Source organism: Roseovarius sp. MMSF_3298 (genome assembly GCF_030733705.1).
Lineage (GTDB): Bacteria > Pseudomonadota > Alphaproteobacteria > Rhodobacterales > Rhodobacteraceae > Roseovarius > Roseovarius confluentis.
The window spans coordinates 65,304-79,452 of sequence record NZ_JASHIN010000016.1 but is presented as its reverse complement, the minus strand read 5'-3'; the positions used below and the strand labels follow the sequence as shown (position 1 = coordinate 79,452).

The window sequence follows — 14,149 nt, the reverse complement described above, 5'->3', positions numbered from 1 at the left end:
GATTTGAGTATTTTTTGAACAGTGAAAATGCAAGGCGTCAGTGGGTCAGCAGCAGCGCGAGGACGCCAACGAGGATGAGGCTGAGCGCCCAGAGTATGTCGAGGTTGAACCACGATTTCTGAAGGAACTTGAGGCCGAGCCAATGGTAAGTGCCGAGCGCGAGTGCGCCGCCGGAGACGATCATGGCGGCGGTGTGCGCGAGCGCCACCAGCAGCGCGGTGGAGAGCGTGCCGCGCATGAGCGTGTCGGCGGCGGTGTGGCCGGCGTCGGCTGTTTCGCAGATGCCGAGATAGATCGGCACCAGCATCAGCCCGGCGCCGTGAGCCATCGCCACGAGAAAGGACCAGAGGGCGAGGCGCGAGGGCGGCACGCGGGCGAGAAAGCGCGGGTGGCGGCGGTTGATCAGCAGGTAGATCCCGAGGGCGATGACCAAGACGGCGGCGCCGGTCTGGAGGACGGTCTGCCATTCGGCCAGCCAAAGGAGGGCCGAGAAGGGCAGGAGGATGGCGGTCATGGCGGCAAGATGGCCGATGGCGAGGGCCGCGAGTGCCTTGAAGAGGCTGGACTGGCGGCGTTCCATCAGGGCCGAGGACACGGCAAGCGGCCAGCCCATGCCGGGATTGATGCCATGATAAAGCCCCGAGGCCAGCACCGCCCACCACAGGGCCGCCGTCGTGGAAATGTCAGCGGTCATGGGGCGATGTCAGCGCCGGGGAGGTCCCGGGTCAAGCCCGGGACGCCGTTTTGCATGGATCAGACCGAGGGGTAGCAGAAGCTGTCGGTGGAGCAGTCGCCGCCCTCGAGCCGGATCTGGTGGCTGCGATAGCCTTCGGGGAAGGACAGGTAGAAGTCCTTGTCCAGTTCCAGCCCGCCGTTTTCGCCGACATTGGCCATGACCATCTGGCCGCCTTCGTCATCCGGGTAGAACTGATCGTCCCAGGTGGAATAGAGCGAGTTGGTCCAGTAGACGCGCTTGCCGTCGCGGCTGATCTCGACCATTTGCGGGCCATAGGCGAAAGGCTGGCCGTTGGGGTGCTTTGTGCCCCGGGCGATGCCGCCGAGTTCGACCTTGCCGGCGAGCTTCGGCGCGAACGGGTCGGAGACGTCGTATTGGTGCATCTCGCCCAAACCCCAGCAGGCGACGTAGAGGAAGCGGTCGTCGAGCGAGAGGTCGATATCGGTGACCAGCGGCGGCACGGCCTCGAACCCCTGCAGCAGGGGCGGCAGGTTTTCCGGTTTCTCGGGGCGGGGGTCGATGGTGAGTGTCTTCTTGGCCTCGAACGTGCCGTCGTCCTTTTGCCACCACGTGAAGATGGAACCCTGGAGGTTTGTGGTGTCCACCACGACGCCGCAGAAGCCGTAATCCTTGCCAGGGTCGTGGGCCGGGCGGATTTCCAGCGCCATCTGGTGGTTTTCACCGAGGTCGATCGTCTGGACGTTCTTGCGCTGGCGCAGGTTCCAGAAGTGGATCGAATGGCCGTACTTGTTCGACAGCAGATCCTCGGCGACGATGCCGTTCTCGAATTGCGGGGGCAGACCCCATTCGGAACTGACCATGTAGTCGCGCGGCAGGTTCCACCAGAAATCGTAGTGCTTGTCCTGCTTGCCGCGGTCCATCTCGTAGCGGCCGAGGATCTCGAAGGTTTCGCAATCCATGATGAAGATGCCCGGAGGGCCGTCGGTGCCGTCCTTGCCGCCGCCACCCAGGGTGGAGACATAGATGCCTTCGGGACCGCAATGGATGGTGTGGGGCCGGGAATAGCCGGTTTTGGCGAAGACTTCCTCGGGCTCGATGATCTTGTGGATCTTGGCCTTGAGCGGTTCCTTGACGTCGATCACGTAGATCCGCGACGAGCGGATGCCGGGGATGATCAGGTAGCGCCGTTCGAGAAAGGCGTGACCGGAGAGCGGCGAGAGGGACGAGGAACAGGCGTTCCAGCCGAAATGGTGAAACTCGTCGCCGGTGTTGGGCATGATCACCTGATGGACGATCTGGGAATAGGTCTTGGAGCTTGGGTCGACGTCGACGATGGCGAGGCCGTCGGGCTGGCTGCCGTCGGGGCTGAGCATGAGAGTGAAGGCGAGCTTTTCGGCGGGGGCCTCCATCGCCATTTTCGGAGTCGGGTAGAAGGTTGGGTCTGGTCTCAGGTTCATCTGCAATTCCTCCCTTGGGTGCGGACGCTGTTCCGGTTTCGCGCGCATCAGAAGAAAATCGTCTCACAGAATCGGCAATCGGCCAATTTTTATTTCTCGCGTGCGTTGAGCGCGGCGAGGCTGCGCGGAGGCGGTGTGATATTGACGTCGGGGCATCCGCGTTTCACGGTGCCGCGGCATGGCGGGCCATGAGAGGACAACCGTGACAGGGGACATACCCGGCATATCCCTTTGGGACCATTCGGCGGAGGAGCCGGAGAGCGGCACGTCGATGCGCGGCGACGTGGTGACGGACGTGGCCATCGTGGGGGGCGGCTATACCGGGCTGGCGACCGCGCTTTACTGTGCCGAACAGGGGATGGAGGCGCATGTGCTGGAGTCCGAACGGATCGGCTTTGGCGGGTCGGGGCGCAATGTGGGGCTGGTGAACGCCGGTGTGTGGTATCCGCCGGACAAGGTGCGCAAGCTGTTGGGCGACACCTACGGGCCGCGGTTCATCGAGCGGTTCGGGAACGCGCCGGGGCAGGTGTTCGACCTGATCGAGAAGCACCAGATGCGGTGCGAGGTGACGCGGACGGGGACCATCCATGCGGCCCATGCGCCCGGCGGGATGCGAGGCTTGCGGGCGCGGTACGACGCGTGGCAACGGCTGGGTGCGCCGGTGGAATTGCTGTCGCGCGACGCGGTGGCCGAGCGGACTGGCACGCGGGCGTTTCATGGCGGGTTGCTGGATCATCGTGCCGGCACGGTGAATCCGATGGGATACGTACGTGGGTTGGCGCGGGCGGCGCAGGGGGCCGGCGCGGAGGTGCATACCGGCGTGAGGGCGACGGCGCTGCGACGCGACGGGGAGGCATGGCTTGTCGAAACCGACCAGGGCACGATGCGGGCGCGGCATGTGGTTCTGGCGACGAATGCCTATACCGACACGCTGTGGCCGGGTCTGCGCGATATATTCACGCCGATCGAATTCTTTCAACTGGCGACGCCGCCGCTGGGGGCGGAGATGGCGCATGTCCTGCTGGAGCGGCAAGGGGTCTGGGACACCGGGACGATCATGACCAGCCTGCGGCGCGACGTGCGAGGTCGGATCGTTCTCGGGTCTATGGGGCCGGTTGTGGGCAAGGCCGGGCGGGGCTTGTCGCGGCGCTGGGCGGCGAAACGGCTGGAGCGGCTGTTCCCGGAGCTTGGGGCGGTGGCTTTCGAGGAGGCCTGGCATGGGCAGATCGCGATGACGCCAGATCATTTGCCGCGGATTATCCGGCTGGCGCCCGGTGTGCTGACGCCGATCGGGTATAACGGGCGGGGGATCACGACCGGGACGGTGTTTGGTCAGTGCATGGCGGAGCTGATCGCGGGCGGAGATCCGGCGGGCCTGCCGGTGCCGATGAGCGATCTGAAGCGTGTGCCGTTCAAGGCGATGAAGACCGGCGCGATGCGGGCGGGTTTCGTGGCGCACCAGCTTTGGAAGAGCTTTTAAGCCCGGCTGTTGCGCAAACGCAAACCGCCGCCCGGCAAGGGCGGCGGCAAAAGCGAGATACTTCTCGGCTTAGTTCCAGAAGGCTTCGTCAACGCCGTTCATGGCTTCGATATCTTCTTCGTTGAACTTGGTCACGAAGGTGTAGCTCATGTCATCGACGGGCACGAGTTTCGCATCTTTCACTGACAGCATGACGTGCTTGTCGCCGATGTCGAGGAAACCGCCAACTTCGACGATGATGCCGGTCAGCTTGCCGTCTTGCGACATCACGAGGTCTTCGATCTCGCCGATCTGGTTCCACTCCGAGTTGACTTCGTCATACTCGGTCATGTCCCAGCTTTCGCCTTCATCGTTGGCTTCGTTGGTGGTGTAAACGGCACCGCCAGTGATGTCGCGGCTGCGGATCAGCTCGCCTTGCATCTGGCTCATTTCTTCACTGGACTTGTCCCAGCCCATGTCGCTGTCACCGTCACTCATGGCCGATTGCTCGGTTTCCATGTTGGACGAGTCTTCGTTCATGGCCGACTGATCGTCCTGAGCGTCACTGCTGCTGTCGGTGGCGGTGTCATTGGCCGTGTCCATTTCGGAGTTGGATTCGACTTGGGTGTTCTGGGTGTCGGTGTCCATCTCGGTGTTCGAGTCGCTCTGGGCAAACGCGGTGGTGGCTACGAGTGCCATTGCGATGGCGGTGGTTCCAAAGAGTTTCATTATCTGTCTCCTGTTCATTTCTGTTCTGATGGATCAACGCGGCGGGGGGTGCGTGTCGTTCCGAAAAACTATTGAAAAATTGAGGCTTAGCGCGTGAAACCTTTGGCGGGGGGAGTGCGTTAGGGCGCTTGGCGCGGGCGTCGCTGCTCATGATTTCTTAACCTTGTGGCGGGCAAGCTGGGACCATGCTCAGGATGCTTTTGATTTTGCTGGTGCTGGGGGCCTGCGGGACGCCCGGCCCGGAGTTCGCCGGGGTCGCGCCGGTGCGCGTCAAGTTGGGCAAGTCGGTCTTTGACATCCGCGTGGCGGGGCGGCGCGCCGAAGCGATCCGGCTGAACCCGCGACCCGCAATGCGGCTGGCCAGCGTGGGCGTGCCGGCCGTGCTGGCCATCGAGAGGGTCAGCGGGTGCCGGGTGGACCGGCTGCGCGGGGACCAGGCAATGATGCGGGCCACGCTGGATTGCGGGGCGGGCGCCCCGGCGCCACGACAGCGCGAGCCGTATCTTGAATGCGACGCGTTCGATCTGGACGCGGATGGCGGCGCGTTGATCTGTTACCCGTTCTGAGCCGCCACGGGGGACAGGATCTTTTCCATGAAGACGCTGGTGGTGTTCGGGCGGTAATCGCCGAAGATGCCGCGCCGGTTAAAGCCATGGCGTTCGTAAAGGCGGATGGCGGCGTCGAGCGCTTCGGCCGTTTCCAGGCGCAGGACGGTGATGTCTTCGCCCCGCGCCTCGTCTTCCAGCGCGCGCAGGATCGCGGCGGCCACGCCCCGGCCGCGGGCGGCCTCTGAGGTGAACATGGATTTCACCTCGGCATAGCCGCGCTTGAGGGCCAGCGCCCCGGTGCCCAGCGTCTCGGCCCCGTCGCGGGCGGCGTAGAAGCGGATATCCGGGCCGCGCAACTCTTCGAGGTCCAGGAAATAGTTGTCCTCGGGCGGAAACAGGTCGCGCATCATGGCGTGGCTTTGTTCCAGCAGGGCACGGGGGCCGGGACTGGAGGGTTTGGCGATTTCGACGATGAGCATGGGGCGCGGGCTATTCGATTGTCAGGGTCGTCATGGCCTCGATCGGCGTGCCGTTCGTGGCGAGGTGACCGTGGGTGTTGGCGTTGAGCGTGACCCGGATGTCGTGCGTGCCCTTGGGCAGTGCGTCGAGTTGCACCCACGGGCTGTAGGCGCGGGGCTGCTTGACGCCGTTGATATAGACATGCGCGTGGCCGTGGCCGGGGCGGTGATCGCCGTTCACGCCTTCGGGGTCGAAGGTGAAGTTGGTTGTCATGATATGCAGGTTGCGGCTTTGCGGGCCGTCGGGATGAAGCTCGATGGCCAGCGTCGGGGCGGGATCGCCGGCCTCGACCATCTTGTGGTCGTGCATGGCGTTGTCCTGCCCGTGATCATGGGCGGAGTGGTCATGGGACATGCCCTCGGACGTGGCCGTATTGGACATGGCCGGGCGGTCGATCACCGTGGCCGTGACCAGCGCGCCGAGACCAGCCCCGGCGGCGAGGCCGGCCACAAGAAGGGCAATCGGGTTTGACATGACGAAGCGTTCCGTGGCGTGAGCGTGATCTGCGCCGAAGCATATGTTTGGGGCGCGTGCGCCGCAATAACTGCATCGGGAGAATTCAGAATCCGCGCGAGATCACGCAATATCTTGTGGATAAGTGCCGGCATCGCGCCATATGCAGGGGTTTTGCGTTGACAGGGCCCAAGGTCGTGCGCTTGCATGTCCTTCCAAGGCCGGAATCACATCCGATAATCAAGCCGGCCCCACCGGAGGGACACGTGCCGTGCAGTTCACCAAGCTGAGATTGACCGGGTTCAAGAGTTTCGTCGACCCGACCGACCTTTTCATCCAGGACGGTCTGACCGGGGTGGTGGGGCCGAATGGCTGTGGCAAGTCGAACCTGCTGGAAGCGTTGCGCTGGGTGATGGGGGAGAACCGGCCGACCTCGATGCGTGGCTCGGGGATGGAGGACGTGATCTTTGCCGGGGCGGCCACGCGGCCCGCCCGCAACTTTGCCGAGGTGAGCATCCATCTGGACAATTCCGACCGGCTGGCGCCGGCGGGGTTCAACGATGCCGACCACCTTGAGATCATCCGGAGGATCACGCGGGATGTGGGCAGCGCCTACAAGGTGAATGGCAAGGACGTGCGGGCGCGGGACGTTCAGATGCTGTTTGCCGATGCCTCGACCGGTGCACATTCGCCGGCGCTGGTGCGGCAGGGGCAGATTTCGGAATTGATCAACGCCAAGCCCACGGCGCGGCGGCGCATCCTGGAAGAGGCGGCGGGGATTTCCGGCCTCTACCAGCGGCGACACGAGGCGGAGTTGAAGCTGAAGGGGGCCGAGAGCAACCTGGCCCGCGTCGATGACGTGATCGAGCAATTGGCGACGCAGCTGGCGCAGCTGGCGCGGCAGGCCAAGCAGGCGGCGCGGTATCGCCAGATCGGCGAGGAGTTGCGGCAGGCCGAGGGATTGCTGCTGTATCGCCGCTGGAAGGAAGCCGACCTGGCGCGGGCCAAGGCGCAGAGCGAGCTGACCGAGCGGACCAGCGACGCGGCGCGGGCCGAGGCGGCGGCGCGCGAGGCGGCAAAGCTGCGGGCGCGGGCGGACGAGGCACTGCCGCCCCTGCGCGAGGAAGAGGCCATCGCGGCGGCGGTGTTGCAGCGGTTGCAAGTGAGCCGCGACACGCTGGCCGAGCAGGAAGCCGCGGCCAAGGACCGGATCGAGACGCTGCAATCCCGGATCGAGCAGCTGGCCCGCGACATGGAGCGCGAGGACAGCCTGAACCGCGACGCGGGCGAGACGATCGAACGGCTGGAATGGGAAGCGCAGGAACTGGCCAAGGCCGCCGAAGGCCACGAGGGCAAGCTGGAATCGGCGAGCGCCGAGGCGGCAGATGCCAGCCAGGTCTTGCAGGCGCGGGAAACCGAACTGTCGGAACTGACGGAGGATGTTGCACGGCTGGCCGCGCGGCACCAGTCGGCGCAGCGGCTGGTCGAGGACAGCCGCAAGACCCGCGACCGGGCGGATGCCGAGGCGGCGCGGGCCAAGGACGCGGTGGAGGCGGCGCAATACACCGTGACGCGGGCCAGCGAAGAGTTCGAGGCCGCCGAGACAGCCGAGAAGGACGCGACCGAGGCGGCGCAGGCAGCCGAAACAGCGTTGACCGCGGCCGACGACGCGCGGGCCGATGCGCAGGGGCGCGAGGCGGATGCGCGGGCGGAACGCTCCGAGGCCGAGGGCGAGGTGAGTGCCCTGTCGGCGGAGGTGTCGGCGCTGGCGCGGCTGCTGGAACGGGACACGGCAGAGGGCGGGCAGATCCTTGACGCGGTGCAGGTGGCGCCGGGGTATGAAAAGGCGCTGGGCGCGGCGCTGGCCGATGATTTGCGCGCGCCCGAGGTCGATGCGGACGGGCCGTCGGGCTGGGTTCCGCTGGACGGGTATGCCCAGGCGCAGACTTTGCCTGAAGGTGTCGTTGCTTTGGGCGCTCATGTGAACGTGCCGGGCGTGCTGGCGCGGCGGATGGCGCAGATCGGGCTGGTGGATCCGGATGACGGGCCGCGGTTGCAGGCGCTTCTGAAACCGGGGCAGCGGCTGGTCAGCGTCGAGGGTGACCTGTGGCGCTGGGACGGGTACCGCGCCTGGGCCGAGGATGCGCCGTCGGCTGCTGCGCTGCGACTGGAGCAGTTGAACCGGCTGGAAGAGTTGAAGCAGCAATTGTCGCATGCCAACGCGCGGGCCGAGGGTGCGCAGCGGGCGCACGAGACGCTTAAGGCGCGGCTGGTCGAGTTGACCGAGGCGGACAAGGCCGCGCGCGAGGCGCGGCGTGCTGCCGATGGCAAGGTCGCCGAGGCGAACCGGGCGCTGAGCCGGGCCGAGGCGGAGCGGAGCCTGGCCGGGTCCAAGCTGGAAAGCCTCGGGTTGGCGGTGAAGCGCCACGAGGAAGAGGCGCTGGCCGCCCGCAAGACGCTGGCCGAGGCGGAAAAGGCGATGGGCGATCTGGGTGATCTGGATACCGCGCGCGCCGAGGTGGAAGACGTCAAGATGACGGTCGAGGCGGCGCGGATGACGATGATGTCCAAGCGTTCGGCCCATGATGAGCTGCGTCGCGAGGGCGAAGCGCGGCTGAAGCGCAGCCAGGAAGTGACCAAGGAATTGTCGGGCTGGCGGCACCGGCTGGAAACGGCGAAGACGCGCAGCGCGGAGCTGGCCGAACGCAAGGAGGCGAGTGAGGCGGAACTGGCAGAAGCCGGGGCGAAGCCGGGCGAACTGGCCGCGAAGCGCGAGGAATTGAGCGCGGACATTTCGAAGGCCGAGGCGCGGCGGGCCGAGGCGGCCGACACGCTGTCGAACGCCGAGGGCGTGGCACGTGAGGCGGTGGCGAACGAGCGTGATGCCGAGCGGCTGGCCGGCGAGGCGCGCGAGGCGCGGGCGCGGTCCGAGGCGCGGGCGGAAGCAGCGCGGGAAACCCAGGCACAGGCGGCGGCGCGGATCGAGGAGGAACTGGAGTGCTCGCCCGAGGACCTGCTGGAGACGTTGCAGGCCGATCCCGAGACAATGCCCGCGTCGGAGGCGATCGAGGCCGACGTGAACCGCCTGAAACGTCAGCGCGATGCGCTGGGGGCGGTGAACCTGCGGGCCGAGGAAGACGCGCGTGAGGTGCAGGAAGAGCATGACACGCTGGTCAATGAGAAGTCCGATCTCGAGGAAGCGATCCGCACCCTGCGCAATGGTATCGCGTCGCTGAACCGCGAGGGGCGCGAGCGGTTGCTGACGGCGTTCGAGCAGGTGAATTCGAACTTCTCGATGCTGTTCAAGCACCTGTTCGGCGGCGGCGAGGCGAACCTGGTGATGGTCGAGAGCGACGACCCGCTGGAGGCTGGTCTGGAGATCATGTGCCAGCCGCCGGGCAAGAAACTTGCGACGCTGAGCCTGCTGTCGGGGGGTGAGCAGACGCTGACCGCGCTGGCGCTGATCTTTGCCGTGTTCCTGGCCAACCCGGCGCCGATCTGCGTGCTGGACGAGGTGGACGCACCCTTGGACGACGCGAATGTGGGGCGGTTCTGTGATCTGTTGGACGAGATGTGCCGCCGGACCGAGACGCGGTTCCTGATCATCACACACCACGCGGTGACGATGAGCCGGATGGACCGTCTTTTCGGGGTGACGATGGGCGAGCAGGGTGTCAGCCAGCTGGTGTCGGTGGATCTCAAGAAGGCGGAGCAGATGGTGGCGTGAGCCATCCGTCGTTAAGATTTTATGAACATAGAGCCGATATCTCTGGTCTCGCTGCAACCCTTTGCAGTGAGAGGAGGTGGTTCAACTGAAGGAAAACACCTTCCGCAAATGGATGGTCGTTCTGGCAGCGGGAACGCTGGTCGTGACGATCATTCGACTTTGTATAGGGCTTTGATACCCTGACAAAGAAAGACCCCGCGAAGCAGCAACTTCGCGGGGTCACGTCTTTGGTGGTTCACCTGAAAGACAACTTCCGCATTCTTAATATGATGCGCTTTTCTTACCAAAAAGTAAAGCCGAGCGCGCGACCTTGGTTAACGCCTTACGGCAGCGGTCCGGTCTGCCAGAGCGTGATGCGCAGGCCGCCATGGGCGACGGGCGGGCCGGGGTCGGTGAAGGGCAGGCCGGTGGCGTTGGCAAGGCTGGCGTCGGTGGTCACGAGGCCGACGCGCCAGCCTGCGAGCCGTTCCGCGAGGGTCTTGCCGAGGGCGCCATAGAGGCCGAAGAGCTGTTTGCGCTCGCCGATGCGGGTGCCGTAGGGCGGGTTCACCATGACGAGGCCGGGTGGACCGTCGGGGCGTTGGAGATCACTGAAGGCATGGTGCGAGATCGTGACCCGGTCGCCGAGGCCGGCGGTGTCGGCGTTGGCCCGCGCGCCGGTGACGGCGCCCGCGTCACGGTCGCTGCCGTGGAAGCGGAGGGTGGTTTCGGTGTCAGTTTGGCCGCTTTTCAAGTCCTGCCATGCGCTTGTATCGAAATTGGCGAAACGCTCGAAGGCGAATTCCCTGTCACGGCCAGGGGCCCGGCCGAGGGCGATTTCCGCAGCCTCCAGCAGGAAGGTGCCGGAACCGCACATCGGGTCCAGCACCGACTCGGTGCCGGTGTAGCCGCATTGGCGCAGGAAAAGCGCGGCAAGGGTCTCGCGCATGGGGGCCTTGCCCACGAAGGGTTTCTGGCCGCGGCGGTGGAGTGGCTCGCCCGAGGTGTCGAGGCTGAGCAGGCACTGGTTATCCTCTATCCGCAGCTGGACGCGCACGGGGTCGTCGCCTTCAAGCGGCGCGCCGGTGACCTCGTGGATGGCGCGGGCGACGCGTTCGGCGGCGGCGCCTTGGTGGTAGATCTTTGATTTGCGAGTCGTGGCCTCGACCGTGATCGGCACGTCGGGGCGGAGGAGACCCGCCCAGCCGACTTCGCGCGTGCGGGTTTCGAGCTGGTCGAGATGCATCGCCTGAAAGCGGGCGACGCGGGCGAGGACCCGGCCCGCACCGCGCAGGGCGAGGTTGGCGCGCCAGACGTCCGGCCAGTGGCCGCGAAAGCGGACACCGCCGGGGGTGGCCTTGGGCTTGGCGAACCCGGCTGCCTGCGCCTCGTCCTTGAGGGTGAGTTCGAGACCGGGCGGGGCGGTGAGAAAGATCTCGAACGCGCGGCGTGGCATCATAGGGCGTTCAGAAGCGCGGGCGTGGGCCAGGCGTCGGCGGGCATGCCGAGTTCCTGCTGCACGTCCTGCACGGCGGCGCGGGTGCCGGAGCCGAGGATGCCGTCGACCCCGCCCACGTCATAGCCGCGTGCGGCGAGCTTTTCCTGCAAGCGCTTCATCTGATCGCCCGAAAGGCCCGGATCGGGGTTGCCCGCGTCGAAGACCGGCGCGCCTTCCAGACGGTTGGCGAAATAGGCGGCGGTCAGGACGTAGGTGTAGCTTTGGTTCCATTCGAAATAGACGTTGAAATTGGGGTAGGCGAGAAAGGCCGGACCTTTGCGCCCCTCGGGCAGGAGAATGTTCGCGGGCAGGTCGCCGCGGATCTGGCCATGGCGGGGGGTAACCCCCATGGCGGCCCATTCGGAGGCGGGCAGCGTCGTGCGCAGGCCCGTCTTGGACCAGTCGAAGTTGTCGGGCACGTCGATTTCCTGCAACCAAGGCTCGCCCGCGCGCCAGCCGAGATGTTGCAGCATCTTGCCGCCCGACATCAGCGCGTCGGGGGCGGAGGTCTTGAGGTTGACCTCGCCGTCGCCGTCAGCGTCGACGCCGTTGTCGATGATATCCTGCGGCAGCATTTGGACCATGCCGATTTCCCCGGCCCAGGCGCCGGTGGTTCCGATGGGGTCGAAATTGCCCATCTCGTAGAGTTCCAGGGCGGCAAAGACCTGAGGCCGGAAAAGCTCGGGCCGGCGGCAATCATGCGACAGGGTGACCAGCGCGTTGAGCGTGTTGTAATCCCCTTGAAAGCCGCCGTAGTCGGTCTCGAACGCCCAGAAGGCCAGTAGCACGCCGCGCGGCACACCGTACTCGGCCTCGATCCGGTCGAAGACGGCATCGAACTGCTGCGACTTGGCGCGGCCGGTGTTGAGCCGGTTCGCGCTGATCAGGCGACGGGCAAAGTCGGTGAAGGGTTTCTGGAAAACACCCTGGCGACGGTCGGCCTGCAGGACGCTTTGGTCCTGGCGCACCGAGGCGAAAAAGCTGTTCACGCTGTCGGGCGCGTGGCCGCGGGCAATCGCCTCTTGCCGCAGCGCGTCGACGAAACCGGAAAACGAGCCGCCGCAACTTTGACCATAGGCGGTGGTGGCGGTGCAGAGCGACAGGGCGAGGGCGAGGCAGCGGATCATTCAGTACTTCCTTTTCCGGGTGAGAGTGCAGCAGCGGATTGGCCTTGGCCAGTCCGGAAAACCTGTATTCGGGCATTGTGTTATTCAATATCGGAGGGGCAACGCCCCCGGGGCGTCGGGGTTTCATCTGCCGGGTTCGCGCTAGGCGACGTCGAACTGGACGACTTGATGGAGTCTGGTGTACCGTTTCTTGTGCACTGAGTGTCCGGCGGAGCCTGGACTGACGTCACGTAAGGTGTTAAGTCCTTATATCGTTTTCTTTTTCCAGAACTAACTGATCATATTCAGCGTTTATCTAGACATGCAGACCGAGGTGCTGTGCGTGCTGGGTTAAAGTACGGAAGTCGTTTGAGTGAGAAAGAGCCAACTGAACGTTCTGATCGTGGAGAGCGACGTGTCGCTCGGCCAGCTGTGGCAGCGTCACCTGGAACGGCAAGGCTTGCGCGTGCGACTGGAGCATGATCAGGCCGGGGCGATAGAGGCGCTGGACTTGCGGCCCTTCGACCTGATCGTGCTGAACCTGCTGTTGACGCGCAGCAGTTCTTTTTCCATCGCCGACGCGGCCGAGGCGCGTCATCCCGGTATCCCGATCCTGTTCGTCACGAATACCTCGTTTTTTTCGGACGGGTCGGTTTTTGGATATTGCGCCAATGCCCGGGCTTACGTGAATGCCGCGACGCCGCCGGAAGACCTGACGGCGATGGTGGAGCACTACGCCCGCTCGGGCTGAGGCCTGGTGTCCGGGTCGGCCAGCCGGGTTTCGATCTTCGACGCGTTTTCCAGCGTCCGGTGCACGGGGCATTTGTCCGCAATCTCGAGCAGGCGCTGGCGCTGGTCGTCGCTGAGATCCCCCTTGAGGCGGATGGTGCGAATGAAGCTGTCGATCTTGGCCGGGCTGCTGCCATCGGCATCCTGGGCATGGACCTTGTCATGGGTGACGTCGACCGAGACATGATCCAGCGGCCAGCCTTTGCGACGGGCATACATGCGAATGGTCATCGACGTGCAGGCGCCGAGACCCGAGGCGAGAAAGCCGTAGGGGCTCATGCCGCGGTCGGTGCCGCCATAGGCCTCTGGCTCGTCGGCGCGGACATGGTGATGTGGTCCCGCATGTATGTCCTGCAGAAAACCGTCTGGGTCCACTTCGCAGACACGCACAACGCCTTCGGGCGCGCCGGGGGGCGGCGCGGGGCGCTTGAGGTCGAGATAGCGTTGTGCCCAGGCGGCGATGACCCCGGCGGCGTACTCGGCATCGCCGGGATCGGTGATCAGGTGGTCGGCGCTGTCGAGGGTGACGAAGCTCTTGGGATGCTTCGCGGCCTTGAAGATCTCGGTGGCGTTGTCGATGCCGACGGTCTCGTCAAGCGGGGCGTGCAGCACTAGAAGCGCGCGCTTGAGGCCGGCAATGCGTGGAGCGAGGTTTTCGGCGCGGACATCCTCGACGAATTTCTGGCCGATGCGGATGGGGCGGCCGCCCAGTTCGACTTCGGCGGCGCCGTCGGCCGCGATTTTTTCGAGCGCGCCGTCGAAATTGTGGGTGACGTGGCCGGGATCGAAGGGCGCGGCGATGGTGGCCACGGCGCGGGCGCTGTCGATACTCGACGCGGCCGCCAGAACGGCGGCGCCGCCGAGCGAGTGGCCGATCAGCAGGCTGGGAGGCATGTCGTGGGCCGCCAGCGCGTTGGCGGCCAACACGAGATCCTCGACATTCGAGGTGAAAGACGTGTTCTCGAACTCGCCTTCGGAATGGCCCAACCCAGTGAAATCGAAGCGCAGCACGGCGATCCCGGCCCCCACCAGCCGAGCCGCGATCCGGCGTGCGGCGGGAATGTCCTTGGAGCAGGTGAAGCAATGCGCAAAGAGCGCGGTGGCCGGGTGCGGGCCTTCGGGCAGGTCGAGCCGGGCGGCGAGCTCATGCCCGTCATGGCCTTTGAAAGTGAAGCGTTCGCTTGGCAT

Annotated in this window: 12 protein-coding genes; 4 read left to right on the top strand and 8 right to left on the bottom strand. The window is 65.5% G+C overall.

Features of this window, described 5'->3' with window-relative positions; genetic code table 11:
- Positions 1 to 37: 37 nt before the first annotated feature.
- Both RBB18_RS15015 and RBB18_RS15010 read right to left on the bottom strand, forming a co-directional pair.
- Positions 38 to 694 carry a hypothetical protein gene (locus tag RBB18_RS15015; protein ID WP_306111073.1) on the bottom strand — a complete coding sequence of 219 codons (657 nt, stop codon included), beginning with the start codon at positions 692 to 694 and terminating at the stop codon, positions 38 to 40.
- Positions 695 to 753: 59 nt separating this feature from the next.
- A complete protein-coding gene (locus RBB18_RS15010; protein ID WP_103764704.1) occupies positions 754 to 2,154 on the bottom strand; it encodes a selenium-binding protein SBP56-related protein in 1,401 nt (466 codons plus the stop codon).
- A gap of 202 nt (positions 2,155 to 2,356) precedes the next feature.
- Here RBB18_RS15010 and RBB18_RS15005 point away from each other — a divergent pair, with 202 nt between their 5' ends.
- The gene (locus RBB18_RS15005; RefSeq protein ID WP_245890561.1) at positions 2,357 to 3,634 is read left to right on the top strand and encodes an FAD-binding oxidoreductase; all 1,278 of its coding nucleotides are present in this window, start codon (positions 2,357 to 2,359) and stop codon (positions 3,632 to 3,634) included.
- Between the two features lie 69 nt (positions 3,635 to 3,703).
- Here RBB18_RS15005 and RBB18_RS15000 read toward each other — a convergent pair whose 3' ends face one another.
- The gene (locus tag RBB18_RS15000; protein ID WP_245890562.1) at positions 3,704 to 4,342 is read right to left on the bottom strand and encodes a PRC-barrel domain-containing protein; all 639 of its coding nucleotides are present in this window, start codon (positions 4,340 to 4,342) and stop codon (positions 3,704 to 3,706) included.
- A 194-nt stretch (positions 4,343 to 4,536) separates the two neighbouring features.
- Between RBB18_RS15000 and RBB18_RS14995 the strand changes: the two genes are divergently transcribed.
- A complete protein-coding gene (locus RBB18_RS14995) occupies positions 4,537 to 4,908 on the top strand; it encodes a hypothetical protein (protein ID WP_146050092.1) in 372 nt (123 codons plus the stop codon).
- Here the strand turns inward: RBB18_RS14995 and RBB18_RS14990 are convergent.
- Positions 4,896 to 5,369: a GNAT family N-acetyltransferase gene (locus RBB18_RS14990; RefSeq protein ID WP_306111074.1), complete on the bottom strand. Its 474-nt coding sequence runs from the start codon at positions 5,367 to 5,369 to the stop codon at positions 4,896 to 4,898. The genes RBB18_RS14995 and RBB18_RS14990 overlap by 13 nt on opposite strands.
- Before the next feature lie 10 nt (positions 5,370 to 5,379).
- Entirely contained in the window at positions 5,380 to 5,883 is a 504-nt protein-coding gene (locus RBB18_RS14985; protein ID WP_274593963.1) for a hypothetical protein, read from the bottom strand.
- A gap of 250 nt (positions 5,884 to 6,133) precedes the next feature.
- Here RBB18_RS14985 and smc point away from each other — a divergent pair, with 250 nt between their 5' ends.
- Positions 6,134 to 9,589: a chromosome segregation protein SMC gene (gene smc / locus RBB18_RS14980; protein WP_306111075.1), complete on the top strand. Its 3,456-nt coding sequence runs from the start codon at positions 6,134 to 6,136 to the stop codon at positions 9,587 to 9,589.
- Positions 9,590 to 9,911: 322 nt separating this feature from the next.
- Here smc and RBB18_RS14975 read toward each other — a convergent pair whose 3' ends face one another.
- Together RBB18_RS14975 and RBB18_RS14970 are read right to left on the bottom strand one after the other, a co-directional pair.
- A complete protein-coding gene (locus RBB18_RS14975) occupies positions 9,912 to 11,027 on the bottom strand; it encodes a class I SAM-dependent RNA methyltransferase (RefSeq protein WP_306111076.1) in 1,116 nt (371 codons plus the stop codon).
- Positions 11,024 to 12,193: a lytic murein transglycosylase gene (locus RBB18_RS14970; RefSeq protein WP_103764711.1), complete on the bottom strand. Its 1,170-nt coding sequence runs from the start codon at positions 12,191 to 12,193 to the stop codon at positions 11,024 to 11,026. The genes RBB18_RS14975 and RBB18_RS14970 overlap by 4 nt, the downstream gene beginning before the upstream one ends.
- A 352-nt stretch (positions 12,194 to 12,545) precedes the next feature.
- Between RBB18_RS14970 and RBB18_RS14965 the strand changes: the two genes are divergently transcribed.
- Positions 12,546 to 12,923 (top strand): response regulator, encoded by a 378-nt coding sequence (locus RBB18_RS14965; RefSeq protein WP_274593959.1) that lies wholly within the window; start codon positions 12,546 to 12,548, stop codon positions 12,921 to 12,923.
- Here RBB18_RS14965 and RBB18_RS14960 read toward each other — a convergent pair.
- On the bottom strand, positions 12,905 to 14,149 hold the full coding sequence (locus RBB18_RS14960) for a bifunctional alpha/beta hydrolase/OsmC family protein (RefSeq protein WP_306111077.1): 1,245 nt from the start codon (positions 14,147 to 14,149) through the stop codon (positions 12,905 to 12,907). The two genes, RBB18_RS14965 and RBB18_RS14960, sit on opposite strands and share 19 nt — an antisense overlap.